The organism is Caulobacter sp. FW305-C-30-S16, from assembly GCF_058783025.1.
The window spans coordinates 109,245-133,208 of sequence record NZ_JBYSYH010000005.1 but is presented as its reverse complement, the minus strand read 5'-3'; the positions used below and the strand labels follow the sequence as shown (position 1 = coordinate 133,208).

General features: G+C 69.2%; 21 protein-coding genes. 9 read left to right on the top strand and 12 right to left on the bottom strand.

The annotated features are described in order from the left end of the window. Nucleotides 1–240 precede the first annotated feature (240 nt). Entirely contained in the window at nucleotides 241–2,418 is a 2,178-nt protein-coding gene (locus AC3WJT_RS17015; protein WP_492344324.1) for a prolyl oligopeptidase family serine peptidase, read from the bottom strand. Nucleotides 2,419–2,528: 110 nt separating this feature from the next. On the opposite strand from AC3WJT_RS17015, the gene AC3WJT_RS17010 reads away from it, so the two are divergent. The 3 genes from AC3WJT_RS17010 (at nucleotide 2,529) to AC3WJT_RS17000 (ending at nucleotide 6,489) form a co-directional block, all read left to right on the top strand. Beyond that, entirely contained in the window at nucleotides 2,529–3,395 is an 867-nt protein-coding gene (locus AC3WJT_RS17010; RefSeq protein WP_492344323.1) for a ferredoxin--NADP reductase, read from the top strand. After that, nucleotides 3,385–4,593 carry a molybdopterin molybdotransferase MoeA gene (locus tag AC3WJT_RS17005; protein ID WP_492344322.1) on the top strand — a complete coding sequence of 403 codons (1,209 nt, stop codon included), beginning with the start codon at nucleotides 3,385–3,387 and terminating at the stop codon, nucleotides 4,591–4,593. Before AC3WJT_RS17010 ends, AC3WJT_RS17005 begins: the two co-directional genes overlap by 11 nt. Before the next feature lie 87 nt (nucleotides 4,594–4,680). Then, nucleotides 4,681–6,489 carry a response regulator gene (locus AC3WJT_RS17000; protein WP_492344321.1) on the top strand — a complete coding sequence of 603 codons (1,809 nt, stop codon included), beginning with the start codon at nucleotides 4,681–4,683 and terminating at the stop codon, nucleotides 6,487–6,489. Nucleotides 6,490–6,520: 31 nt separating this feature from the next. Here AC3WJT_RS17000 and AC3WJT_RS16995 read toward each other — a convergent pair whose 3' ends face one another. The 3 genes from AC3WJT_RS16995 to AC3WJT_RS16985 all read right to left on the bottom strand — a co-directional run bounded on the left by AC3WJT_RS16995 (nucleotide 6,521) and on the right by AC3WJT_RS16985 (nucleotide 12,165). After that, nucleotides 6,521–9,781: an error-prone DNA polymerase gene (locus AC3WJT_RS16995; RefSeq protein ID WP_492344320.1), complete on the bottom strand. Its 3,261-nt coding sequence runs from the start codon at nucleotides 9,779–9,781 to the stop codon at nucleotides 6,521–6,523. A 43-nt stretch (nucleotides 9,782–9,824) separates the two neighbouring features. Then, complete coding sequence (locus tag AC3WJT_RS16990) at nucleotides 9,825–11,282, bottom strand: DinB/UmuC family translesion DNA polymerase (protein WP_492344319.1); 1,458 nt, start codon at nucleotides 11,280–11,282, stop codon at nucleotides 9,825–9,827. A gap of 106 nt (nucleotides 11,283–11,388) precedes the next feature. Beyond that, nucleotides 11,389–12,165 (bottom strand): ImuA family protein, encoded by a 777-nt coding sequence (locus AC3WJT_RS16985; protein WP_492344318.1) that lies wholly within the window; start codon nucleotides 12,163–12,165, stop codon nucleotides 11,389–11,391. Nucleotides 12,166–12,272: 107 nt separating this feature from the next. Between AC3WJT_RS16985 and AC3WJT_RS16980 the strand changes: the two genes are divergently transcribed. Together AC3WJT_RS16980 and AC3WJT_RS16975 are read left to right on the top strand one after the other, a co-directional pair. Beyond that, on the top strand, nucleotides 12,273–15,512 hold the full coding sequence (locus tag AC3WJT_RS16980) for an acetyl-CoA carboxylase family protein (RefSeq protein WP_492344317.1): 3,240 nt from the start codon (nucleotides 12,273–12,275) through the stop codon (nucleotides 15,510–15,512). 111 nt (nucleotides 15,513–15,623) lie between these two features. After that, nucleotides 15,624–16,190 carry a hypothetical protein gene (locus AC3WJT_RS16975; protein ID WP_492344316.1) on the top strand — a complete coding sequence of 189 codons (567 nt, stop codon included), beginning with the start codon at nucleotides 15,624–15,626 and terminating at the stop codon, nucleotides 16,188–16,190. A gap of 147 nt (nucleotides 16,191–16,337) precedes the next feature. On the opposite strand, the gene AC3WJT_RS16970 is transcribed toward AC3WJT_RS16975, so the two are convergent. From AC3WJT_RS16970 to AC3WJT_RS16955, 4 genes are read right to left on the bottom strand one after another with little or no spacing between them, the layout of a single operon-like run. Beyond that, on the bottom strand, nucleotides 16,338–16,778 hold the full coding sequence (locus AC3WJT_RS16970) for an ABA4-like family protein (protein ID WP_492344315.1): 441 nt from the start codon (nucleotides 16,776–16,778) through the stop codon (nucleotides 16,338–16,340). 46 nt (nucleotides 16,779–16,824) lie between these two features. Continuing rightward, nucleotides 16,825–17,049, bottom strand: a complete 225-nt coding sequence (locus AC3WJT_RS16965; protein WP_492344314.1) for a YdcH family protein — start codon at nucleotides 17,047–17,049, stop codon at nucleotides 16,825–16,827. A gap of 48 nt (nucleotides 17,050–17,097) precedes the next feature. Beyond that, nucleotides 17,098–17,538, bottom strand: a complete 441-nt coding sequence (locus AC3WJT_RS16960; protein WP_492344313.1) for a TIGR02444 family protein — start codon at nucleotides 17,536–17,538, stop codon at nucleotides 17,098–17,100. After that, the gene (locus AC3WJT_RS16955) at nucleotides 17,535–18,134 is read right to left on the bottom strand and encodes a UbiX family flavin prenyltransferase (protein WP_492344312.1); all 600 of its coding nucleotides are present in this window, start codon (nucleotides 18,132–18,134) and stop codon (nucleotides 17,535–17,537) included. Before AC3WJT_RS16955 ends, AC3WJT_RS16960 begins: the two co-directional genes overlap by 4 nt. Before the next feature lie 135 nt (nucleotides 18,135–18,269). Here AC3WJT_RS16955 and AC3WJT_RS16950 point away from each other — a divergent pair, with 135 nt between their 5' ends. Together AC3WJT_RS16950 and AC3WJT_RS16945 are read left to right on the top strand one after the other, a co-directional pair. Next, a complete protein-coding gene (locus tag AC3WJT_RS16950; protein WP_492344311.1) occupies nucleotides 18,270–18,443 on the top strand; it encodes a YdcH family protein in 174 nt (57 codons plus the stop codon). Nucleotides 18,444–18,687: 244 nt separating this feature from the next. Then, complete coding sequence (locus AC3WJT_RS16945) at nucleotides 18,688–19,464, top strand: sulfite exporter TauE/SafE family protein (protein WP_492344310.1); 777 nt, start codon at nucleotides 18,688–18,690, stop codon at nucleotides 19,462–19,464. Nucleotides 19,465–19,572: 108 nt separating this feature from the next. On the opposite strand, the gene AC3WJT_RS16940 is transcribed toward AC3WJT_RS16945, so the two are convergent. From AC3WJT_RS16940 to AC3WJT_RS16930, 3 genes are all read right to left on the bottom strand, one after another. Continuing rightward, on the bottom strand, nucleotides 19,573–20,271 hold the full coding sequence (locus tag AC3WJT_RS16940; RefSeq protein WP_492344309.1) for a DUF1013 domain-containing protein: 699 nt from the start codon (nucleotides 20,269–20,271) through the stop codon (nucleotides 19,573–19,575). Nucleotides 20,272–20,399: 128 nt separating this feature from the next. Further along, a complete protein-coding gene (locus AC3WJT_RS16935; protein WP_492344308.1) occupies nucleotides 20,400–21,578 on the bottom strand; it encodes an aspartyl/asparaginyl beta-hydroxylase domain-containing protein in 1,179 nt (392 codons plus the stop codon). 1 nt (nucleotide 21,579) lies between these two features. Further along, nucleotides 21,580–22,557, bottom strand: coding sequence for an NAD(P)H-quinone oxidoreductase (locus AC3WJT_RS16930; RefSeq protein ID WP_492344307.1), 978 nt, complete (start codon nucleotides 22,555–22,557; stop codon nucleotides 21,580–21,582). A gap of 84 nt (nucleotides 22,558–22,641) precedes the next feature. Between AC3WJT_RS16930 and AC3WJT_RS16925 the strand changes: the two genes are divergently transcribed. After that, nucleotides 22,642–22,851, top strand: coding sequence for a DUF1192 domain-containing protein (locus tag AC3WJT_RS16925; protein ID WP_492344306.1), 210 nt, complete (start codon nucleotides 22,642–22,644; stop codon nucleotides 22,849–22,851). 84 nt (nucleotides 22,852–22,935) lie between these two features. Next, nucleotides 22,936–23,460 carry a protease adaptor protein RcdA gene (gene rcdA, locus AC3WJT_RS16920; RefSeq protein ID WP_492344305.1) on the top strand — a complete coding sequence of 175 codons (525 nt, stop codon included), beginning with the start codon at nucleotides 22,936–22,938 and terminating at the stop codon, nucleotides 23,458–23,460. A gap of 193 nt (nucleotides 23,461–23,653) precedes the next feature. Here the strand turns inward: rcdA and rpmE are convergent, their stop codons facing one another. Next, nucleotides 23,654–23,881: a 50S ribosomal protein L31 gene (rpmE, locus tag AC3WJT_RS16915; RefSeq protein ID WP_488899615.1), complete on the bottom strand. Its 228-nt coding sequence runs from the start codon at nucleotides 23,879–23,881 to the stop codon at nucleotides 23,654–23,656. Nucleotides 23,882–23,964: the final 83 nt, after the last annotated feature.

The following is a 23,964-nucleotide window of genomic DNA, read 5'->3' as shown; positions in this document are numbered from 1 at the left end:
GCGCCCGGCCAACCGGAAGCCGCGCGATGTAGCAGGAGGCGCCTTTGGGGGCAAGCGGAGCAAACCGCCGACGCGCGCGTTTCCGCATCATGTCCACAGAACCCGACGACCGCCCCGGCAACCCGGAAATCGAGAACGAGAACCTCAGGCCCGCCGGTGACGGAAAGACGCCGCGGCCGGCCACCGAACCCGCCGGCGCCGCCGAGTCGACCCGCCGGCGCGATCCTGCCCCGAACGAGGTCAGCGACCCGGCTGGAAGTCAGGATGGCCCGTCGCCCGCAGGATGAAGGCCAGGGTGTCGGCCATGGTCGCGTCCCGCTGCGCCTTGTTTGACCCGACACCGTGGCCTGCATCGAAGTCGACTCTCAGGCGTATGCCGTCCGGGCCCGGAGTCGCCGCCTGCAGCCGCGCGGCCATCTTGCCGGCCATCCAGACGGGCACCCGATGATCATTCAGACCGCCGGTCACCAGAACCGGGGGGTAGCGCGTCCCGTCGACGACATTGGCGTAGGGGCTCATCACCCGCAGCGCCCGGTAGCCGGGCTCCGTGCTCGTGGAACCGAATTCCGCCGTGTTTGACGGGCCGCCCTCGGTCAGTTCGTTCCGCAAGGCGTCCGCCATCGGAACATTCATGATCGCCGCCGCCAGCAGATCCGGGCGCTCGGTCAGCACGCGGCCGACCATGATGCCCCCGGCGCTGGTCCCGGTAACCGCCACACGGCCAGGCCCGGTGTAGCCACGCTTCTGCAGCGTCTCGATCGCCGCGATCATGTCGCGCCAGGTGTTGGGCTTGGTCCCCTTCATGCCGGCCAGATGCCAGGGCTCGCCCCGCTCGCCGCCGCCCCGCACATGGACCACGACATAGATTCCGCCCTGCAGGACCCACGGAATGGTGCGCGGCGTGAACGCCGGATCCATCGAGAAGCCGTAGGCGCCGTAGGCCTCGAAGATCGCCCGCGCCGAACCGTCCCGCTTCAGATCGGCGCGGTGAATGATCGACACCGGGATCTCGACGCCGTCAGCGGCGGTGATGGTGGTCTCCTCGCTGACGACCTGTGAGAGGTCGAACGAAAACGGGCTCCCGAGAACAAGCGGCGTCAGGGGCCGGGAGCCGGCCGAAAGCTGCAGGGTGGCCGGACGTGTCCAGGTTTCGAGGCTGAAGATCACATCCGGCCGCCGGATGTCCGCCGCAAGCTCGATGATCGCGCCCGTGTCCGACCCCGGAATCGCGAGGGTTTCGCCGGTGCGGGTATTGAGCCGCGTCAGACCCGCGCCAACGGGCCCCGTGCGCAGCAGATACAGGCCGTCCGCCGCCGCCACGAACTGGGTCAGGATGGCTTCGCCCTCCGGAACAACCGTCTCGGCCGGCGCATCAGCCCTGGTGAGGCTGACCCGGACAAGCTTGCCGTGAGGCGCGTCCTTGAGCGTCAGGAACAGCGCCGTATCGCCCTCGACCACCGGCGGGAGGCCATTGCCCGTGGCGCTCGCCTGCAGGAGCTGGTCGTCGAGATCGCCGATTTTCAGCCATGTCGGCTTGCCGGCCCGAACGGCCTCGATCGGCGAAACCCACCACTCGCCCCAGAGCGACACGCCCGAATTGGCGATCGCGAAGGCGTACCGGCCGTCTTCCGAAATCCCGACGCCCGCGGCGCCATCGACGCCGATCGCGGAGTCATGGTCCATGATCCGGAAAACCTGGACGTCCTTCTCCGGATCGTCCCCGAGAACATGCCGGTAGATCCGCATGTCCGCGAACCGCTTGGCAGGGTCGCCGTCCGGCGGGAACGGCAGCAATCGGCCGTAGTAGAAACTCCTGCCGTCGGGATCCCAGTTCGGGCTGCCGAAGCGGGCGCGGTCGATCCGGTCCGGCAACAGCGTCCCGTCGGCGACTCTCAGCACGACGAGGTCGGCATCCTCCGACCCGGCATTGGCAAGGCCGAGCGCAACGAGGGTTCCGTCCATCGAGGGGCTGAAATAGGAAATCGACATCAACGGCCCGCCGCCGGGCCCGGCGACGGGGTCCAGCAGTTCCCGCTCCACGCCCGTCTTGAGCGAGCGCACGAACAGGCGGTTCTGCGCCGTTCCGCGCGGGCGTTTGACGTAGAAGATGTCGTCGCCCACGCGTTTGACGTAGCCCGCCGGCTCAAGCCCCCCGCTGAAGGCCGCCACCGACTCCGCGAGGGCCGGATAGCCGGGCAGCGCCGACAGTTCGCTGCGGGTCAGGGCGTCCTGGGCGCGCGCCCAGCCGACAAACTCCGCGTCGACCGCCTCCATCCAGCGGTATGGATCGACGACCTGCTCGCCGAAGTAAGCATCGGTCACCGCCGCCTGGCGCGCCGTCGGAGGCGCATCGGCGAGCGCCGCTGACGAGCTGAACAGGAGCGTGAGGGCGAGCAGGCATGGGAGGGCGCGAGTCATGAATTCAGTTTTGCCGAACACTGGTTTTTCGTCCAGTCATGGGCGCGGACCAGCATCGCTGACACCCGCCAAAGACTTCCTCGCGTTGACATCATGCTGCGCCGCATCACATGGAGGACGCGGCGGCCCCGTGCGGGTCTTCAGGGAATCTCAGCGTGATGACGACGGCCGAAGCCCCGGCGACGCCCGTGAAGGCGAGCCCTTTCTTCGAAGAGACCGTGCTGTGGGTGAAGCACTGGACAGATCGCCTGTTCAGCTTCGCGATCACCCGGCCGGACAGCTTCCGGTTCCGCTCGGGCGAGTTCGTGATGATCGGCCTGCCCGGCGAAGACGGCGGCAAGCCTGTGTTGCGCGCCTATTCCATCGCCAGCCCGGCCTGGTCGGAGACCCTCGAGTTCCTGTCGATCAAGGTCCAGGACGGTCCCCTCACCTCGCGCCTGCAGCACATCCAGCCCGGCGACACGGTGCTGATGGGCAAGAAGCCCACCGGCACGCTGGTGCTGGACGCGGTGAAGGGCGGCAAGCGGCTGTTCCTGTTCGGCACCGGCACGGGCCTGGCGCCCTGGCTGTCGGTGGCCCGCGATCCGGACGCCTATTCGCGCTTCGAGAAGGTCTATGTCTGCCACGGCGTGCGTCAGGTGAACGAACTGGCCTACCGCGACCTGTTCACCACCGAAATCCATGACGACCCGCTGGTCGGCGAGGAAGCCCGGGCCCAGCTGACCTACTACGGCACCGTCACCCGCGAGCCTTTTGAGCATCAGGGCCGGTTCCCCGACCTGATCAACTCCGGCCAGTTCTTCCGCGACCTCGGTATCCCGGAGGATCGCTTCAATCCCGAGGAAGACCGGGTCATGCTCTGCGGCAGCATGGAGTTCATCAAGGACATGGCCGCGGTGATGGAAAGCCAGGGCATGACGGAAGGCTCGAACGCCGAGCCGGGCGACTTTGTGCTCGAACGGGCCTTTGTCGGCTGATCCCGCCCCCCGTCTGAAAGGCCTCAGCGTCCAGGAGGCCCGCGACCGGATTCTCGCCAGGGCAGTCGCCCTGCCGGCCGAGACCGTAACGCTGGACGCCGACGGTCGGGTGCTGGCCGAAGCTGTGACGGCCGTCCGCGACCAGCCGCCGTTCGACGCCTCGGCCATGGACGGCTGGGCCGTTCGTCGCGCCGACGTCCAGACGGAGGCGACCCTCGTCATCGCCGGCGAAAGCGCCGCCGGCCGTGGGCATGCCGAGCCCCTGCGGCCGGGCGAAGCGGTGCGCATCTTCACCGGCGCCCCTGTTCCCGAGGGCGCCGATTGCGTCATCATCCAGGAGAATGCGCAGCGCGACGGCGCCCATGTGACAATGGGCCCTGTCGGCGACGCCGGTGCGAACATCCGGCCGCGCGGGGGCGACTTCAGGGTCGGGACGATGCTGCTGGAGGCCGGCGAGCGTCTCGATCCCTGGCGGCTGTCGCTGGCCGCGGCCGCGGGCCGGGGCGCATTGAGCGTCGCGCGGCGTCCGCGCATCGCCGTCCTGGCCACCGGCGAGGAACTGGCCGCGCCCGGCGCCGAAGCCGGACCGTTCCAGATCTATGAGTCCGGCGCTGCGGGCCTGCTGCCGATGATCCGGCGCTGGGGTGCTCTGCCGACCCGCCTCGCCCCGACCGGCGACAACGCTCACGCTATCGCCGAGGCGGTTCGTGATGTGGCCGCGACGGTGATCGTCACGGTGGGCGGCGCCTCGGTCGGCGACTACGACCTGGTCAAGCCGGCGCTGGCGACGCTGGGCCTCACGCTCGATGTCGAGACGGTCAACGTCCGTCCCGGCAAGCCGACCTGGTTCGGCAGACTGGGGGACGGGCGCCTGGTGCTGGGCCTGCCGGGAAACCCCGCCTCCGCCTTCGTCTGCGCCGAACTGTTCCTCAAGCCCCTGGTGCTGGCCCTGCAGGGGGCGACCCGGCCACACAGGATGGAGGCGGCGCGCCTGGCCGAGCCCCTGCCCGCCAATGGCCCGCGCGAACACTGGATGCGGGCGCGACTGGGTCCCGACGGCGTGACCGCCTTCCCCGATCAGGACAGCTCGCTGGTGACGGTGTTTGCCGCCGCTGACGCGTTGTTGCGAAGACTGCCCGGCGCGCCGGCCGCACAGCGCGGGGAGACCGTGGACATCCTGAGGCTGGACCGGGCCTGACGCACCCCGGACCGTATCCGGTCCACGGCATGGAAGGCGCGGCCCGCTTAGGCGGATATTCACATCCCCGTGGTCATTTACTGCGTCATGACCGGGACATCATTCACTGCAGACGGCCTGCGGCTCGACGGTTACGTCCAGCATTACCGGGGCATGGCCTTCGTGCGTTTCGCGATGGCGCTGGGTCTGACCGGCCTGCTGGCGACCGTTGCGCCACCGACGTTTACGATCGGCTTCGGCCTTCTGCATGTGGCGCTCTACGCCTGCCTGGCCTGGTCGGTCGAGGTCGCGGCGCGAAATCCCGATGCCCGTGGCGCCCTGCGCGATCTGACGGTCCGCACCGGCCTGATCGTCTTCCTGATCTCCCTGCACGCCTGCTGGATGGCGATGGAAATTCGCGGCGCGGCGACCTCGGGCATCGTGCGCACCGAGTCGGGCCTGCTGATCATCGGCGTGCTGATGTTCACCGCCCTGCAGGTGCACATGAGCCGGCTGGGGTATCTGGCGGCCATCACGCCCTCGATCGGCGCGATGCTGTGGATCGGCATTGACCAGAAGCAGCAGATGCCCAGCGCCCACTTCGGCGCCGCGGTGCTGCTGTTCGTCGTCGCGGTGGTCGCCGCCAGCTGGCGCCAACAATCAACCGACCGCAGCCTGTCGGCGGTTCGGCTCGCCCTCGAGGAAAAGAACTTCGCCCTGACCGCGATGGTCGCCGAGGCCGAAGCCGCCCGCGCTCAGGCCGAGGCCGCCAACCGGGCCAAGTCCGACTTCCTCGCCATGACCAGCCACGAAATCCGTACGCCTCTGAACGCCGTCCTGGGCCTCACCGAAGCGCTGCACCGGACCCGGCTGACGGCCGGTCAGAAGGAAATGGCCGCCGGCGTCCTCGAAGCCGGGGCGCTGCTCAAACGGCTTCTGGATGCGGTGCTGGACATCACCCGCATCGAGGCCGGCAAGATGACTGTCGAGGCCGCGCCGTTCGATCTGCGCCGCATGGCGACGACCGTGGTGCGGATCTGGACGCCCCGGGCGGCCGAACGCGGCGTTTCCCTGGTTCTCGATATCGAAGGCCTGCCCGACCCCTGCGGTCTGGTGACCGATGGCGGCAAGGTTGAGCAGGTGCTGGTCAACCTGCTGTCCAACGCCTTGAAATTCTCGCCGCGCGGCGGCGTGGTGACGATCCGCCTGTCGGCGGCGGCGCAGGCCGGCGACCTGGCCGTGACCGCCGAGGTGCTCGACCAGGGGGCCGGTGTTCCCGCCGAGGACCGCACGCGCATCTTCGAGACGTTCGAACAGACGACGGAAGGCCGCGCCCTGGGCGGCGCGGGCCTGGGTCTGGCGATCTGCGCCGGCAATGTCGCGTTGATCGGCGGAGCCCTTTCGGTCGATGAGGCGCCGGGCGGCGGCGCGGCCTTCCGCTTCAGCTTCATCGGTCCGGCGAGCGACGTGGACGTGGAAGCGCCGGTCGACCGCGGTGCGCCGGCGCTGGACAGCGTTCGTCCGCTGCGCGTGCTGGCGGCCGAGGACAATGCGGCCAACCGGCATGTTCTGCGGGTGCTGCTGGAACCGTTGGCCGTCACCCTGACCCTGGTCGAGAACGGTCGCGAGGCCGTGGACGCCATGGCCCGCGAAGCTTTCGACATCGTGCTCATGGACGCCAATATGCCGGTGATGGACGGGCTGACGGCGCTGCGCGCGATCCGGGCCACAGGCGGGCCGGGCGCGATGACACCGGTCTGGATGCTGACCGCCAATGTCTTCGAGGACGATGTGGCCCGCTATCGCGCCGCCGGCGCTGACGGCGTGGTGCGCAAGCCGATCGATCTGGCCGAGCTGTTCGCCGCCCTGTCCGACGCCGCGGCGCGGAGCGAACCCGAAGCGGTCGCGGCGGCCTGACTTTCCCGCCCGCCGGGATGCTGTCCTGGTTTCAGTGGAAGTCCCGGCTGCGGACCAGGCGTGACCGGACCGCCTCGCCCGGACGAGGTTCGACGCCCCCCTCCTCCCGCATGCGCGACAGCTGTGGCGTCAGGTCGGTGAACCGCTCGGTGACGATGTGGATGACCTGGCCCTCGCGATTGTTCTTCGCGTCCCAGTCGCGCTGGACCTTGCCGTGTACGACGATGAAGGAGGCGCTCATGGCCAGCCGCCGATTGGCGGTGAAGACGTCCTTCCAGACCACCGCATTCGCCGGACCCGTCTCGTCCTCCAGGGTGATGAACATCACGCCCTTGGCCGTGCCGGGCCGCTGACGGATCAGCACCAGGCCCGCGACGGCGACCTGGGCGCCGCTCTTCACGCCGGGCAGATCACCGGCCGGCGTGCAGCCCATCCGGTTCAGCGCGGCGCGGAAAAACCGGCAGGGATGCGCCTTCAGAGACAGGCCCGTGGTCCGGTAGTCCTCGGCCACATGCTGCGGCAGCGTCATGGCCGGCAGGTTCACCGCCGCCTCGAACAGCGGCAGGCCGGCCAGCATCGCGCTGTCGTCCCGCGCCGCCTCCGCCGCCTCGCCCTTCACCGCCCAGAGCGCCTCGCGCCGGTCCATGCCGAGCGACCGGAAGGCGTCGGCCTCCGCCAGCAGTTCCAGCGACCGGCGCGATAGCGCGGCGGCGCGGGCGAGCTCCGTCAGGGTCCGGGCGCCGGCCTCGCGGGCCGCGACGAGACGCTCGGCCTCGTCCCGCCTGAGCCCCTTCACCTCCCTCAGTCCCAGGCGGACCGCCTTCAGCCGCGCGGCCGGATCGGAAGACGGCTCCAGCGTACAGTCGTAGTGGCTGTGCAGGATGTCGGGCGCCCGCACCTCGATCCCGTGTTCCCTGGCGTCCCGGACCAGCTGGGCCGGCTGGTAGAAGCCCATCGGCTGGGAATTGAGGATCGCGGCGCAGAACACATCCGGATACCAGCGCTTCACCCAGGACGAGGCGTAGACCAGCAGCGCGAAGCTGATCGCGTGACTCTCGGGGAAGCCGTAGTGGCTGAAGCCCTTGATCTGCTCGAAGCAGCGGGTGGCGAAGTCGAGATCATAGCCGCGGCCGACCATGCCGCCGATGAACCGCTCCTTGTGGTCCTCCAGATCGCCGAGATTCTTGAAGGTCGCCATCGCGCGCCGCAGCAGGTTGGCTTCCTCGTCCGAAAAGTCCGCCGCCGTAATGGCCAGCCGCATCGCCTGTTCCTGGAACAGCGGCACGCCGAACGTCTTCTTCAGGATGCCCTTCACCTCATCGCGGTCGTGGGGCGGAGCGGGCGAGGGATAGGTCACCGGTTCGATCCCGTCCCGCCGCCGCAGATAGGGATGGACCATGTCCCCCTGGATCGGCCCGGGCCGGACGATCGCCACCTGGATGACAAGGTCATAGAACTTCCGCGGCTTGAGCCGGGGCAGCATCGACATCTGCGCCCGGCTTTCGACCTGGAAGACGCCGATGGAATCGGCGCGGCAGAGCATCTCGTAGGTCTGCGCGCATTGCTGCGGGACGTGGGCGATGTCCGTGAACGACCGCCGCCCGTGGTCGCGCTCCAGCGCCTCGCCATGGTGCAGGTTGAGGAGGTCGAAGCTGCGCTTCATGCAGCTCAGCATGCCCAGCGCCAGCACATCGACCTTCATCAGCCCCAGGGCGTCGATGTCGTCCTTGTCCCACTGGATGAAGGTGCGGTCCTTCATCACCGCGTTGCCGATGGGCACGGTCTCGTCCAGCCGCCGCTTGGTCAGTACAAAGCCCCCGACGTGCTGGGACAGGTGGCGGGGAAACTTCAGCAGCTCGGTCGCCAGGGTGATGGCGCGGTGGATTTCGGGATTTTCCGGGTCGAGACCGGCCTGGCGGATATGCTCATCCGGGACGCCATCGCCCCAGCTGCCCCAGACGGTGTTGGCCAGGGCTGCGGTGATGTCCTCGGTCAGACCAAGCGCCTTGCCGACATCGCGGATCGCGCTGCGCGGCCGGTAGTGGATCACCGTGGCGCAGATGGCCGCCCTGTGCCGCCCGTAGCGCCGGAACACATACTGCATCACCTCCTCGCGCCGCTCGTGCTCGAAATCGACATCAATGTCGGGAGGATCGCCGCGCTCTTTCGACAGAAAGCGGGCGAACAGCAGATCCTGGTCTTCCTGCGTCGGGTCGACGGCGGTGACGCCGAGGCAGAAGCAGACCACCGAGTTGGCCGCCGAGCCGCGCCCCTGACAGAGGATCGGGACCGGTCGCGCCCGCGCCCACTGGACGATGTCGTGCACGGTGATGAAGTAGTTGGGATAGTCGAGCTCGGCGATCAGCCGAAGCTCCTTGTTCATCAGGTCGATGACCTTCTGCGGCACGCCTTGCGGATAGCGCCAGTCGGCGCCGGCCCAGGCCAGATCGGTCAGATGCTCGATCGCGGTCTTGCCGGGCGGGACCGGCTCGTCGGGGTATTCCTCGCGCAGCGCGCCGAGGTCGAAGGCGATGCGGTCGGCGATCTCGACGGAGCGCTCAACCGCGCCCGGCCAGCGGGCGAACAGCCGCGCCATCTCGTCGGGTGATTTCAGATGCCGCTCGGCGTTGGCCTCCAGCCGGAAGCCGGCCTGCTGGATGGCGCAGCCTTCGCGGATACAGGTCAGCACGTCCTGCAACGGCCGCCGCTCGGGCGCGTGGTAGAGGACGTCGCCCGTGGCGACCATCGGCGTGTTGATGCGCCGGGCCAGATCGGCCAGCTGGTGAAGCCGTTTGACGTCCCGCGCGCCATAGCTCCGCGACGCCGCCAGCCAGACGCGATCCCCCAGCTCGCCGCGCAGCCGGCGGGCCTGCCTTTCGAAGGCCTCATCAAGGCGGGCGGGCGGCGCGATCAGGCACAGCTGTCCCTCCGACTGGTCGAGAAAGTCGTCGAGCAGGAGGATGCAGTCGCCCTTCTCCGCCCCGCTCTGGCCGATCGTCAGCAGCCGGGTCAGCCGGGCGTAGGCCTCGCGGTCGGAGGGGTAGCAGAGCAGACTGGGCGAGCCGTCGCTGAAGTCCAGGCGGCACCCGGTCAGGCTGCGGGTGTTCAGGTCCCGCGCCCGCGCCCAGGCCCGCACCACCCCGGCCAGGCTGTTGCGGTCCGTGATCCCCAGCGCCGGCATGCCCAGCGCATGCGCCGTCACGGCCAGCTCTCCCGGATGGGAAGCGCCTTCGAGGAAGCTGTAGTTGGTGGTGGTCTGGAGCTCGACGTAGCGGGTCGGGGGGCGGGTCACGCGAAGCCCCCCCAAACCCGTTCATCCCGGCAAAGGGGAGAGGTCACGCGAACACCCCGTGCAGCCACCAGCGCACCGTGACCGCCGGGTCGCCGTAGAGACCCGCGCGGAAGATCCAGTACCGGCCGCCGGCATCATCCTCGACACGGTAATAGTCGCGGACCAGGCCCGTGCTGACCTCGTCGATCGGCTTGCGCCACCATTCCTCCGCGATGCGTTCGGGGCCTTCCGACAGTCGCACCCGATGGCGTCGGCCGCGCCAGGTGAAGGCGACCGGCGGCTCGTCGGGAAGTTCGGCCACGGCGGTGATCGCCTCGGGATGCGCCAGCAGCCGCAGGGGTCTTGGCCGGTCCGGACTCCAGCGCGTGGCGGCCGCCGGCGTCATCGGCGCGACGGCGCGGACGGCGCGCTCGGGCACATGGCTCTCGAACACCTCGGCGCGCCAGACCTGGGCCTCGCCCAGCCGGTTGCTCAGCCGGTCGACCAGCGCCGTCAGCCCCTCCTCGGCCATCGCCGCGCGGCTGTTGTCGAGCTGGCCCTGGGCGGCGGAGACCAGCTCGACCCCGTCGGCCGTCAGAGTCACGATCTCGATGCCAAAGCCCGGATCGATGGTCTCCAGCTTCGGCGCGAACAGCCGGGTCAGGGCGCGGGCGTCACGGCCCAGGGTCGAGAGGCCGACGCTGACGGGGAAGGCCTTTCCGTCGAGCCGGTGGAAGGTCAGCGTGAACCGCCGCGCGCCGCGCGCCTCCGTCCGCAGCCGCTCGCAAAGCCGTTCGGCGATGTCGCCGGCGACCCGGACCAGGTCATCCAGCTGGCTGATCGGCTCGGCGAAGGCCAGCCGGTCGAACCAGGGCGTGGGCGGGCGACGATAGACCAGCGCCTCCTCGGCGTGACCGAGGGCCTGGTCCAGCCGACGCACCACCAGCGGCCCGAACCGCCGCGTCAGCTGCGCGCGCGGCAGGCCTAGCAGACGGTTGATGCGGGTCAGGCCGAGGCGCGGAAGCTGGGCGGTGGCGGCCGCGTCCAGCCGCAGGGCGGCCACCGGCAGGGGGGCCAGGAGAGCGGACTGGCCGGCCGACGGGATCACCACAGGGCCCTCGCCATACCGCGCCAGGGCCCAGGCCGCGCCGGCGGTGTCGGCGACCGCGCCCTGGGCCCGGATGCCGTTGGCGGCCAGCCGGGCCAGCAGGTCCTCCAGCATGGCCGCCTCGCCGTCCCACAGATGGGAGACGCCGGTGATGTCGAGGAACAGGCCGTCCGTCCCGTCAAGCGCCACGGCGGGCGAGAACCGCACGCACCAGTCGCCCAGCGCCTTCAGGGCCGCCGCGTCGCCCTCGGGGTCGGCGTCGTGGGTCTGCAGTTCGGGAACCAGCGCGGCGGCGTCCGTGGCCTTCTGGCCGGGATAGAGGCCGAGCGCCCGGGCTGCGGCGTCCAGGGCGTGGAGGCGGCGGGTTCCGTGCTCGGTGATGAGGAGGGCCAGGGGATTTTTATCACCACTCATCCCGGCGAAGGCCGGGACCCAGGCTTTTTCTGACCTGCCCGAGCCAGCCTGACCTGTCCCGAAAACACCCGGGTCCCGGCCTTCGCCGGGATGAGCGGATTTGGGATCAGGCCCGGAGGCGGACGCGGTCTTCCGCCGCCACACCGTCACCGGCCAGTCCGGAAGCCACAGCGAGAGGATGCGAGCCATGGTCAGCCTCCTGCCGCCATTCAAAGGTCCATTCGCCGGGACGACCGCCCCGGCAGCGTTCGAGAGCCGCGGTCCAGCGGGGCGGCCCCAGTCCCGGTTCGCCCGGCGGCGGATCGCTGCTCGCGGCGCTGACCCGCCAGCGGGTGGAAGCCGCCGAGCCGGTCGTAGCCTTGCGGGATGCGCCGCCAAACGGCCGTCTGCGGATCACGAACCCGGTCGCCCCGTGCTTCTCGCAGGCCAGTTGCAACCGGCGGCCGGCGGTCAGATCGACGTCCTCAATCTCGGCGGCCACGGCCGCGACGCCGGCCGAGCCGAGCGCGTCCTCCAGGGCCATCAGGGCTGCGGTCTCGTCGCGGACCCGCACCTGGATCAGCCGTCGGGCCGGAAAGCCCAGCGTCTCCAGACCCGGCGCATAGAGATCGTCCCGCCGCAGGATCCAGACCACCGCCCCCTGCGCCGTCAGGGGCAACGCCAGCAGGGCGGCGAAGCCGGCGGTGGCTGCGCCGGTCTCCGTTTCCATCCCGCTTCCGGTCAGTTCATGCCAGCGGCCCAGCGGCAAACCCCCGCCCGGCAGGCAGTCGTCGACGCGGGCGTCGCCGAACGGCAGAACCGCGGATGGAGTCCGAGTCCCCGCTTCCAGAGCGGCGATCTGGCCCTTCACGGCCGCGAGGCGGGCGAGCCGCGACGCCGGCATGACTGTTCTCCAATGTTCTACTTTTGTTCTCGCGCTGCGGGGTTGGAGAGTCAAGCCGGGACGCTATGGTGCGTTCAAACGGCCGTATGAGCCGACGGAGGTTTCCCTTGAGCTTCAAGCGCGTGCTGATCGCCAACCGCGGCGAGATCGCCATCCGGATCGCCCGGGCCGCGGCGGAGCTGGGGATCGTCAGCGTCGCCATCCATGCGCAGGACGACGCCGCCTCGCTGCACGTCCGGTCGGCGGACGAAGCCGTCGCCCTGAACGGCTCCGGCGTGAAGGCCTACCTCGACATCGACGGGGTTATCGCCGCGGCGAAGGCGGCGAAGTGTGATGCGATCCATCCGGGCTACGGCTTCCTGTCGGAGAACGCCGATTTCGCCCGGGCCTGCGCCGCCGCGAAGATCGCCTTCATCGGCCCCGCCCCCGAGGCGCTGGAGCTGTTCGGCGACAAGGCCAAGGCCCGCGCGCTGGCGGCCAAGGCCAAGGTTCCGGTGCTGGCCGGCACGGGCCCCATCGACCTGACCGGCGCCAAGGCCTTCTTCAGGAAGAACGGCCCGATGATGCTCAAGGCCGTGGCCGGCGGCGGCGGGCGCGGCATGCGCATCGTGCGGACCGAGGCGGAGATCGAGTTCGCCCTGGCCGCCTGTGCGCGAGAAGCACAGGCGGCGTTCGGCGACAGCGCGGTCTACGCCGAATGGCTGGTCGACCAGGCCCGTCACATCGAGGTGCAGATCGTCGCCGACGGCCGCGCCGTACTGGCGGTCGGTGACCGCGACTGTTCGGTCCAGCGGCGTAACCAGAAACTCGTCGAGAGCGCTCCGGCGATCCTGCCCGAGCCCCTGCGCAAGGCGCTGCACGAGGCGGCGGAGAAGCTCTGCGCCGCCGTGAAATACCGCACCCTCGCCACCGTCGAGTTCCTCGTCGACAGCAAGGGCGGCTTCGCCTTCATCGAGACCAACGCCCGGCTGCAGGTCGAGCATACGGTCACCGAGGAGGTCACGGGGCTGGACCTGGTGCGGACCCAGTTCGAGCTGGCGGCGGGCAGGACCCTCGTCCAGCTGGGCCTGACCGAGGCGCCGAAGCCGCGCGGCTTCGCCGTGCAGGCGCGGGTCAACCTGGAGACCCTGACCGCCGATGGCTCGACCCTGCCCGGCGGCGGACGGCTGGCCGTCTATGAGCCGCCGAGCGGTCCGGGCGTACGCGTCGACGGCTACGGCTATGCCGGCTACGTCACCAGCCCGGCCTACGACAGCCTGCTGGCCAAGGTTATCGGTCGGGGCGAGAGCATGATCGCCGCCTGCGCCCGGACGGCCCGCGCGCTGGGCGAGTTCCGCCTGGACGGCGTGGAGACCAACGCCCCGCTGCTGCGCGCCGTGCTGGCCGAACCATCGGTTACCGGCGGGACCGCGACGACGCGCTTCCTGGAAACCAGCCTGCCCGAACTGCTCGCGAAACTGCCGGCGCCGGAGGCCCGGATCGTCGAGGCCTCGCCCGGAAGTCCGGAGGCGGCGTTCGAGAGCCTCGACGGCGCCATCGACATCACGGCGCCGCTGCAGGCGACCGTCGGCGTCATCGAGGTCGCCGAGGGCGACCTGGTGGCGCCCGGCCAGACCGTCGCCATCCTCGAAGCGATGAAGATGGAGCACGTCGTCACCGCCCCGGAGGGCGGCCGGGTGGTGCGCATCGCCGCGAGCAAGGGCGAGACCCTGATGAAGGGCCAGCCGATCCTGTTCCTCGAACCCGCCGACGTCGCCGCCGACGCGGCGGCCGAGGCGGCGCTGGTCGACCCCGACCACATTCGGCCCGACCTGCAGGAGGTCATCGACCGGCACGCCTTCACCCTGGACGCCAACCGACCCGAAGCCGTGGCCAAACGCCGGAAGACCGGCCACCGCACGGCGCGCGAGAATATCGACGACCTGCTCGATCCAGGCAGCTTCATCGAATACGGCGCCCTGACGATCGCGGCCCAGCGCCGCCGCCGGACGCTGGAAGACCTGATCAAGGCCACGCCCGCCGACGGCCTGATCGCCGGCATCGGCGCGATCAACGGCCATCTGTTCCCGCCGGAAAAGGCACGGGTCGCGGCGCTCAGCTACGACTTCACCGTCCTGGCCGGCACTCAAGGCCACATGAACCACAAGAAGACCGACCGTCTGCTGCACATCGTCGAGGACCAGAAGCTGCCGCTGGTCTGGTACGCCGAGGGCGGCGGCGGCCGGCCGGGCGACACCGACGGCACGGGGGTCGCGGGCCTCGATGTCACCACCTTCGGCAAGTTCGCCTCCCTGTCGGGAGAGATGCCCAAGATCGCCATCGTCGCCGGCCGCTGCTTCGCCGGCAACGCGGCCATCGCCGGCCTTTCGGAAATCATCATCGCCACCAGGGACTCCAACCTCGGCATGGGCGGTCCGGCGATGATCGAGGGCGGCGGCCTGGGTGTCTTCAAGCCGGACGACATCGGCCCCAGCGACGTGCAATGGGCCAACGGGGTGATCGACATCCTCGCCGACGACGAGGCGCACGCCACGGCCCTGGCCAAACAGGCCATGTCGACCTTCCAGGGACGGCTCGCCGACTGGACCGCGCCTGACCAGCGCGATCTGCGCCGGGCCATCCCCGAGAACCGCCTGCGGGTCTACGACATCCGGCCGCTGATCGAGACCCTGGCCGACGCGGGCAGTTTCCTGGAGCTGCGGCGCGGCTTCGCGGCCGGCATGATCACCGGCTTCGTGCGGATCGAGGGCCGGCCGATGGGGCTGATAGCCAACGATCCGCGGCATCTGGGCGGGGCCATCGACTGTGACGGCGCCGAGAAGGCCGCGCGCTTCCTGCAGCTTTGTGACGCCTTCGACCTGCCCGTGGTCAGCCTGTGCGACACGCCGGGCTTCATGGTCGGGCCGGACAGCGAGGCCGCCGGCGCCGTGCGCCGCGTCAGCCGACAGTTCATCGCCGGCGCCAAGCTGGGAACGCCACTGTTCTGCATCGTCCTGCGCAAGGGCTACGGCCTCGGCGCCCAAGCCATGGCCGGCGGCGGCTTCCACGCCCCGGTGTTCATCGCCAGCTGGCCGACCGGCGAGTTCGGCGGCATGGGCCTCGAGGGCGCCGTGCGGCTCGGCTACAGCAAGGAGCTGGCCGCCGAGACCGACCCCGAGAAGAACAAGGCCCTGTTCGAGCAGCTGGTCGGTCGGCTCTACGCCGCCGGCAAGGCGACCAGCATGGCGGCCGCGCTCGAGATCGACGCGGTGATCGACCCCGCCGAGACCCGCCGCTGGATCACCCGCGGCCTCGACAGCTGCCCGGCCCGGACGAAGCCGGCGCGGCGCTGGGTGGACAGCTGGTGAGGCGCGGGGACATGCACTTCAGTGCCTGTCCCCTCGTCCATGACGGCTTTATCTGAAACCCATCGCCATTGTAGCGTTGTGGACTGCCTGCATCGCTACGGGGGAATGTCGATGAAGCTCGCTTACGCCGCCCTGATCGGGGTTCTCGCCCTTGCCGGGTGCGAGAAGGCCGCGCCGCCCGCGCCCGCGCCGGCCAGCAAGACCGACGCTGAGGCCTGTTACCGCGACCGGGACTACCGCTGCGCCGCGCTGAACTACTACGGCTATCTCAAGCTCTATCCGACCGAGACCGACACCCGCGCAATCTACGCCATCGCCCTGACCAGGTCCGGACAGCACGCCATCGCCGTTCCTCAGTACGTTCAGGTGCTGAAGGAGGGCGCGGGGACCTACGACCTGTTCGCCGGCTACGCCATCAGCCTTGACGCTCTGGGCAGGGCCGACGAGTCCATCACATGGAATCGCAAGACGCTGGAGCTGGTGCCCAACCTCGTCGACGTCCGTGGCACGCTCGCCCAGCAACTGGTCAAGCAGGGCAAGCATGACGAAGCGATCAAGCTGCTGCAGGACTTCGACGCCTACCTGAAGAAGAACGGCCAGAGCCCCTACTTCACCGGCCAGATCATGACGATCACGGAAGCGAAGGCGACGGCGGCCAAGGTGACGCCGAAGAGCTGATAGCGCCGCTCTGGATGCTCCCCCCCCCTTGGGGGAGCTGTCAGCGAACCCGACTGAGGGGGTCACCCGAGACCGGAGCGGCCCCCCTCCGTCCCTGCTTCGCCAAGGCTACGCAGGGCCACCTCCCCCGATGGGGAGGATCCTCTATCAGGCCGCTTTCGGCTTCATCCGCCCGGCGACAGCGCGCAGGACGAGATAGAGCAGCAGGCCGGCCGGGCCATACATGAAGGTCAGGAAGAAGACCGGCAGCATCAGCCAGTGCGGCACGCCCGATTTCGGCGCGTCCTCGGCCTCCCATGTCCCGACCCACAGGTCGAAACAGAGGAAATGGATCCAGGCCGGCAGCATGGTCGCCGGGACCGACAGCAGGATCATGACCTTGGCCAGCGAGTCGAAGCCGCCGCCCTCGGGCCCGCCCGGCGTCGTCAGCCCGCGGTAGATCAGGACGACATACGCCACGCTCAGCAGCGCCGCGATCACACGTGCCGCCGCGATCAGTACAGGCCGGCGCAACGGCGCCAGCGCCAGACAGATCCAGCCGGCCATGGCCAGCATGCTCATGACGGAGAAGATGGTTTCGAGGTTCATCGGTCGTCCCTCCCCAGGGTCTGTTTCGGGGAGGCTATCACAAGATCTACGCGATGATGTCGGGGGTCAGCTGGTTTTCAAGCTTGGTGATCTGGTCGCGCAGGATCAGCTTCTGCTTCTTCAGCCGGGCGATCTGGAGCTGGTCAGGCAGCGGCTTTTCGATCAGGGCGGCGACGGCGGCATCGAGATCCTGGTGCCGCTGGCGCAGCTCCATCAGGCGGCCGCGCACCTCCATGTTGGGCATGACGTACAGCCCATCGTCGTCATTCATGGTCTGCGCGCTCCCTCACCGCCGGTGAAAATACAGCCGGCGTTCGCGTCACGCCAGAGCTTCCGCGAGGCGTTTCAGGGGCGCGGCCGGCGCCTGGCCACACCAGGCCATCGCCGCGCGGGTCAGGGTCGCCATGACGTCGACATTCGTCGCCGCGGGGCCGAACGACTCCAGCGTCTCCATCAGAGTCCGTTCAGCGCGCAGTTCGGCCGCCTTCACGTCCTCGCGCAGACCTTCGCGCGGCGCGTCGGCGAACGGCGGACGATGGCCCTTGAGCGCGCGCCGGACGTTGCGCAGCGGCCAGAGCACCGTCTCGTCCCACAGCACGGTCGTCTGGACACCGTTGGCGAGGGTCTCGCGATCAGGGTCGGCCCAGACCGCCCAGAGCAGATAGGCGGTGTTGAAGCCGTGCTCATCCTGCAACGCCAGCGTCGCCTCGGGCACGCCCGGTCGATCGTAGGCGGCGAGTGTCCAGGTCCAGAGGCTCACTGTCCACTCACGATCGGATCGAGGTCCTCGCCCCAGCGTTTGACCGGCTTCCAGTCGAGGCCGAACAGGTCGAGCGCGCGGCCGACCGACTGGTCGATCATCTCGGCGATGGACCGCGGCATGGCATAGAAGGCCGGCAAGGGCGGGGCGATGGTCGCGCCCATCTCGGCCAGCCGGACCATGGTCCGCAGATGGCCCAGGTGGAACGGCGTCTCGCGGACCATCAGCACCAGCGGCCGGCGCTCCTTGAGCGTCACGTCTGCGGCGCGGGTCAGCAGGCTGGAGGTCACGCCGGTGGCGATCTCGCTCATCGTCCGCACCGAACAGGGTGCGATGATCATGCCCAGCGCGCGGAACGAGCCGGAAGCCACCGAGGCGCCGACGTCGCCGACCTTGTGCACCACGTCCGCCATGGCGTTGACCTCGGCGAGCGTGTGGTCGGTTTCCTGCGTCAGGGTCAGGACCGCCGCCTTCGACAGGATCAGGTGGCTCTCGACTCCCAGCTCGCGGCAGGCGTCGAGTGTCCGCAGGCCGTAGGCCACGCCGGACGCCCCGGAGATTCCCACCACAAGTTTTTTTCGCGCGTTTTCAGCCATCTCCCCAACCCTCTACGCGCACACATGAACGCGGGAAAGCCCGCAACGCCTGCGACACCAAGCGCAACCCTTTGTGATCTGACTCTCGCCTGAGACGGGTGTTCAATCCTGTTGTCACAGAAGAGGAGCCGAGGAATGGCGCTGGATGCTCGCATTCGCGAACTTGGTAATCGTCATCAGACTCTCGAGCGGTTGATCCACGACGAGATGAGACGGCCTTCGGCGGATGAGCTCCGCCTCAAGGAACTCAAGCGACAAAAGCTGCGCCTGAAAGAGGAAATCGAATCCCTGCGTCTGCAGGTGCACTAACCGGACAGCCGGCTGCGGTCGGCTGAAGGGCCAGTGCGATTGTCCAGCCTCGCCCCCACCATGGGGCGAGGCGCGGGCAGGCTTTGTTCTCAAATTCCCTTGCGCCATGAGCGTGTGCTGGCCCGATCAAGACAATCGTCGTGACACGGGGCCGATGAGCGCCGCTGGATACCTTTAAAGATTTTATCCCTGTCGGATTGGTAGGCTTTAAATCTAGAGTCGCCCTTCAATCGGAGCGCGGCTCATGGAAGTGTTTCTTCTGTTCCTTCTCGTCGGTTTCCTGGCCCAGTCCGTCGATGGGGCCTTGGGCATGGCGTACGGCGTTATTTCATCGACGGTGCTGCTGGCCTTCGGCGTCCCGCCGGCGATGGCCTCGGCCAGCGTCCATGCCGCCGAGGTGTTCACCACGGCGGCCTCGGCCGGCTCCCATGCGGTGAACCGGAACGTCAACTGGAAGCTCTTTGCGCCGCTGGCCCTCGGCGGCTGCATCGGCGGCGCCGCGGGCGCCTTCGTGCTGACCTCCATCGACGGCAATGTCCTCAAGCCGTTCATCACCGGCTACCTGGCGCTGATGGGCGTGGCGATCCTGTACCGGGCCTGGCGGACCGTCGCGGCGCGCCCCTTCCCGGTGCGTCTGAGCGGGCCGCTCGGCGTTGTCGGCGGCTTCCTTGACGCGGTCGGCGGCGGCGGCTGGGGTCCCACTGTGACCAGCACGATGGTCGGCGCCGGCGCGGAGCCGCGGCAGAGCATCGGCACAGCGAACACGGCCGAATTCTTCGTCACCGCCACCATCTCCGCCACCTTCCTCGCAGCTCTGCTGACGGGTCACTGGCAGGACGCAGGCGAACTGGCGTCGCATGCGACGGCGGTCGGCGGACTGATTGTCGGGGGTTTGCTGGCCGCGCCGCTGGCCGGCTACGTGGTCCGCCTCGTGCCGGTCAGGATCCTGACCTGCGCCGTCGGCGTGCTGGTGCTGCTGCTCGCGGGCTACCAGACGGCCCGGCTCGTCGGGGTGATCTGACACCCGGATAGCGCGGAACAGGGACTGTTTCGCGAAGCGTGGCTATCCCTGCGGTCGGGACACAGCGGCTGGGGACACAGACGGAAGCCCATGTCCCCACCGGACTGACTAGTCCTCGTCGCCGTCGTCGTCGTCGCGATCCTGGAAGACGTTCTTCAGGTCGACGTGACCGGCCATTTCCTCGTCGGTCTCGACTTCCGGCTCGGCTTCCACTTCAGCGGCGGCCTTCAGGGTCGCGCCGTCCGGAGCCACGATGCCCTTGCGGGCGTCGTCCTTGGCCTTCTTGTCGGCGGCCTTGCGCACCAGGGCGTCGAGGTCGATCTGGGTGGTCAGGCCGAGCGTCACCGGGTCCACCGCCTTGATGTTGGCGCTGTTCCAGTGGCCGCGCGTGCGGACCGACTCGATGGTCGACTTGGTCGTGCCGAGCAGGCGGGCGATCTGGGCGTCGGTCACTTCCGGGTGGTGCGTGACGAACCACTTGATGGCGTCCGGACGATCCTGACGACGCGACACGGGCGTGTAGCGCGGGGCCTTCTTGACCGGCTTCAGCAGCTCGGCGTGACGGCTCTTCTGGGCGACCATGCGGTACTTGGGGTCGGCGCCGGCCTTGTCGAGCTCTTCGCGGTTCAGCTGGCCGTTGGCGATCGGGTCGGCGCCGCGGATGTCGCGCGCCACTTCGCCGTCGGCGATGCCGCGGACTTCCAGACGGTGCAGGCCGCAGAAGTCGGCGATCTGCTCAAAGGTCAGCGAGGTGTTGTCCACGAGCCAGACGGCGGTCGCCTTCGGCATCAGGATTTGGTCGGACATGTCGTGCTCCAGATACGACGGCGCCCGGCCTTTCGGCCGGGCGGGATGTTGGATTGGTCATATAGAGCCGTTCCCGGACAAAGGAAACGGCGTTCATTTGCCGCGCCTTCTACGGCCGGCAAATAGTCTCACACGCTCCACTCCCCGCCCCCGCCGCCGTAGTCGTCGATGGCCTCGAACATGGCGGCGACCAGCGCGCGCTCCTCGTCGGACAGTTCCGGGCGCCAGACGTCGAACAGCAGAATGACGCGGGTTTCGCTGCTGCGGTTCCAGGCCTCGTGCTCGATCGTGTCGTCGAACAGCCAGGCCTTGCTCTCCCGCCAGGGCCGGGTGTCGTTGCCGACCCGGAAGGCGCAGCCCTCCGGCACGATCAGCGGCAGGTGGCAGATCAGGCGGGTGTTGACGAAGCCGTGGTGCGGCGGGATCACCGCGCCCGGCCGCAGCAGCGAGAACAGCACCGACGGCGTGCGGCCCTTGATCCGCGCCAGCGGCGCGCCGGCCAGGGCGGCCATGGTGTTCGGGCAGCGGGCGATGTTGTCGGCGACCGGCTCGCCGTTCTTCCACAGGTAGAAGGCGCTCCAGTCCGGGTTGTCGAGCATCCCGTGGACGTCCTGGAACGGCCGGTCCGCGCGGCTTTCCAGATAGGGGGTGAAGGCGGCGTGGTCCTTCATCACCTCGAGCAACTCGGCGCGGATCGCGTCGGTCGCCGCCTCGACCGCGTCGAGCCAGGGGAACTGCGCCCGGTCATAGAACTGGGTCTGGGGCAGGCCCGGGAAGTAGAAGTGCTTCGGCTGCTGCAGATAGATCTGCTTCTTGCCCAGCATCAGGTCGAGCGACTGGGCGAAGGCGCTGTCGTCCGCGAAGGCCAGGCCGGACAGGCGGTCACGCAGGAACACCTCGTAGTCGGCGGCGTAGCGGCGGCTCATCACCTCGGCGCGGGCGACTTCGTTGCGCAGTTCCGGCGGCAACTGCTCCGGGGGCGGGGCGGCGCGAACCACCGAGGCGTAGAAGGCCGAGGCCGCGCGGGCGTCGCCCAGTTCGGCGTAGTGGTCAGCCTTCATCACCCGGGCGCGGATGTTGCGCGGCTCCAGCTTCAGCGCCTGCTCGATGGCGACGAGGCTGCCCTCCTTGTCGTTGGTGCCGCGCAGGGCGAGCGCCAGACCCAGCCAGACCGAGGCGTCGGCGACGCCCGAAGCGATCACTTGCTGGAAGCGGTCGCGGGCGGTCGCCGGGTCACCCTTGCGCAGGGCCTCGATGGCCTGCTGGACCAGGGCGCGGGCGTCGACAGGCTGTCCGGGCGTGCTCACGTCAGGCCTCCAGAATGACCTTGCCGACGTGGGCGCCGGCCTCGAGGAAGGCGTGCGCGGCGGCGGCCTGCGCCAGAGGGAAGGTACGGTCGACCACGGCCTTGACCTTGCCGGCCTCGACCCACGGCCAGACGATCCGCTCGATCTCGGCCGCCAGACGCGCCTTCTCGTCGGCGGAGCGGGGCCGCAGGGTCGAGCCGGTCAGCACCGCCCGCTTCTGCATCAGCGCCAGGACCGGGACCTCCAGCGTGCCGCCGCCGAGCGAGGCGATGTAGACGATCCGCCCGCCGGTCTTCAGCGCCTGGAGGTTCTTCGCGAAATAGGATCCGCCGACCATGTCGAGGATCACATCGACGCCGCCCTCGGCCAGCGCGGCCTCGGCGAAGTCCTGGGTCGTGGTGTCGACGGCGATGTCGGCGCCGATGGCCAGCGCCTGGGCCGCCTTGTCGGCGCCGCGGCCGGTGGCGATGACCTTCGCCCCCGCCGCCTTGGCCATCTGGATCGCCGTGACCCCGATGCCGGAGGTGCCGCCGTGGACCATGAAGGTCTCGCCGGCCTTCAGCCCCCCGTGCTCGAAGACGTTGGCGAACACCGTGAAGACGGTCTCGGGCAGGCCGGCGGCCTGGTTGAAGTCGAGACCCGCCGGGATCGGCAGGGCGTGGCGCGCGTCGACCACCGCGTATTCCGCATAGCCGCCACCGCCGAGCAGGGCGGTGACCGTGTCGCCCGCCTTCCAGCGCCCGGCGCCCGCGACCACCTCGCCGGCGACTTCAAGGCCCAGCGTGGCCGGGGCGCCCGGGGGCGGCGGGTAGAAGCCCATGCGCTGGAGCAGATCGGGACGATTGACCCCGGCCGCCCTGACCCGGATCAGGATTTCACCGTCCTGCGGAACAGGCCGCGGCGCCGGAACGGGCTTGAGCGCATCCGCCGGTCCCTTGCCGCCGTCGACGGCGATGGCGGTCATCGTGGGCTCGGCCATGGTCTCGCTCCTGCACTTGCGTGTTATCGTCCGCGAGCGTCTGATATCGTGAAAGACCTCGGATGCGATAGGGAGGCCCCGGCGATGAGCGAAGAACCGGCTGAGCCGCGCGGACACAGGGGCGAGGCGCTCTCGCTCGCGCTGCGCGAGGATCTCGAACTCTACAGCGTGGGCGACCTGGAAGAGCGGGTCGGGCTGCTGCAGTCCGAAATCGCCCGCACCCGGGGCCAGATCGAGAAGAAGCAGGCCAGCAAGTCGGCCGCGGATGCGTTTTTCAAGTTCGGCAACGACTGACGCCGCCGCTTGGCACGTCCGTTGCAGCCGTTGGGTCTGGCGGGAAGTTGATCCCGCGCGTTTTGGTGAGGGGCGATCTTGTCCATGAATGAACTCGGCGCGCCCGCAACGGCGCCGTGGCGAGCGAATGTGATTTCCGACTTCGCCCGCTCGGAGCTGTTCGACCGCACCTTTCTCGAGGGCATGGACCTGGTCGAGGAGACCGCGGCCTATCTCGACGGCGGCGGTCGCCAGGACTCCAAGCTGTTGTCGCGCAACGCCGCGCTCGCCTACGCCTCCGAGAGCATGCGCCTGACCACCCGCCTGATGCGGGTCGCGTCCTGGCTGCTGGTGCAGCGCGCCGTGCGCGAGGGCGACATGGCGCCGGAAGCCGCCTGCGAGAGCCGCTACCGTCTGGACGCCGAGGACACCTCGGTCAGCGAGGCCGAAGCCCTGCACGATTTGCCGCTCGGGCTGCTGGAACTGCTCGACCGGTCGGCGCGGCTGTATGACCGGGTCCGTCACCTGGACCGCCGCATGTACGTCGAGGCCAGCGTCGAGACCGCCCCCCATCCGGTGCTGTCCCAGATGGACCGCCTTCGGGACGCCTTCGGGGCCGGCGCGAACTGATGGTGTCCTTCGAGACGCGATCCTGAGGGATCGCTCCTCAGGATGACGGCTGGGTCTGATTGCACCCATGTTCGTCATGGTGAGGAGCGAGGCCCCGGCCGAGCGTCTCGAACCACGCAACAGCCAGACAGCAAAAAGGCCGGCGGGGTTTCCCCTGCCGGCCTTTTCGAATTCCGCTGGCTGACGCCGACGCCTACTTCTTCGCGGTGAAGCCGGCGAACTTGGCGTTGAAGCGCGACACGCGGCCGCCGCGGTCCAGCAGGTGGGCGTTGCCGCCGGTCCAGGCCGGGTGCGTGGAGGGATCGATGTCCAGATTCAGGGTCGCGCCTTCCTTCCCGTAGGTGGAGCGCGTCTGGTACGTCGTGCCGTTCGTCATCACCACGGTGATGAAGTGATAGTCGGGATGGGTGTCTTGTTTCATCGGGCGGTCCAACCGACTTGAGAGGAAAATGGATCTGGCGACCGATTAGTGGGGCCACCGAAGACGCGCGGCTATACAGAAGG

Excerpts from the sequence above, each read along its gene's own strand:
- AC3WJT_RS17015 (WP_492344324.1), bottom strand. The coding sequence starts at position 2,418 with ATGACTCGCGCCCTCCCATGCCTGCTCGCCCTCACGCTCCTGTTCAGC.
- AC3WJT_RS17010 (WP_492344323.1), top strand. The coding sequence starts at position 2,529 with ATGGAGGACGCGGCGGCCCCGTGCGGGTCTTCAGGGAATCTCAGCGTG.
- AC3WJT_RS17000 (WP_492344321.1), top strand. The coding sequence starts at position 4,681 with ATGACCGGGACATCATTCACTGCAGACGGCCTGCGGCTCGACGGTTAC.
- AC3WJT_RS16990 (WP_492344319.1), bottom strand. The coding sequence starts at position 11,282 with ATGAGTGGTGATAAAAATCCCCTGGCCCTCCTCATCACCGAGCACGGA.
- AC3WJT_RS16985 (WP_492344318.1), bottom strand. The coding sequence starts at position 12,165 with ATGCCGGCGTCGCGGCTCGCCCGCCTCGCGGCCGTGAAGGGCCAGATC.
- AC3WJT_RS16975 (WP_492344316.1), top strand. The coding sequence starts at position 15,624 with ATGAAGCTCGCTTACGCCGCCCTGATCGGGGTTCTCGCCCTTGCCGGG.
- AC3WJT_RS16970 (WP_492344315.1), bottom strand. The coding sequence starts at position 16,778 with ATGAACCTCGAAACCATCTTCTCCGTCATGAGCATGCTGGCCATGGCC.
- AC3WJT_RS16965 (WP_492344314.1), bottom strand. The coding sequence starts at position 17,049 with ATGAATGACGACGATGGGCTGTACGTCATGCCCAACATGGAGGTGCGC.
- AC3WJT_RS16955 (WP_492344312.1), bottom strand. The coding sequence starts at position 18,134 with ATGGCTGAAAACGCGCGAAAAAAACTTGTGGTGGGAATCTCCGGGGCG.
- AC3WJT_RS16950 (WP_492344311.1), top strand. The coding sequence starts at position 18,270 with ATGGCGCTGGATGCTCGCATTCGCGAACTTGGTAATCGTCATCAGACT.
- AC3WJT_RS16945 (WP_492344310.1), top strand. The coding sequence starts at position 18,688 with ATGGAAGTGTTTCTTCTGTTCCTTCTCGTCGGTTTCCTGGCCCAGTCC.
- AC3WJT_RS16940 (WP_492344309.1), bottom strand. The coding sequence starts at position 20,271 with ATGTCCGACCAAATCCTGATGCCGAAGGCGACCGCCGTCTGGCTCGTG.
- AC3WJT_RS16930 (WP_492344307.1), bottom strand. The coding sequence starts at position 22,557 with ATGGCCGAGCCCACGATGACCGCCATCGCCGTCGACGGCGGCAAGGGA.
- AC3WJT_RS16925 (WP_492344306.1), top strand. The coding sequence starts at position 22,642 with ATGAGCGAAGAACCGGCTGAGCCGCGCGGACACAGGGGCGAGGCGCTC.
- rcdA (WP_492344305.1), top strand. The coding sequence starts at position 22,936 with ATGAATGAACTCGGCGCGCCCGCAACGGCGCCGTGGCGAGCGAATGTG.
- rpmE (WP_488899615.1), bottom strand. The coding sequence starts at position 23,881 with ATGAAACAAGACACCCATCCCGACTATCACTTCATCACCGTGGTGATG.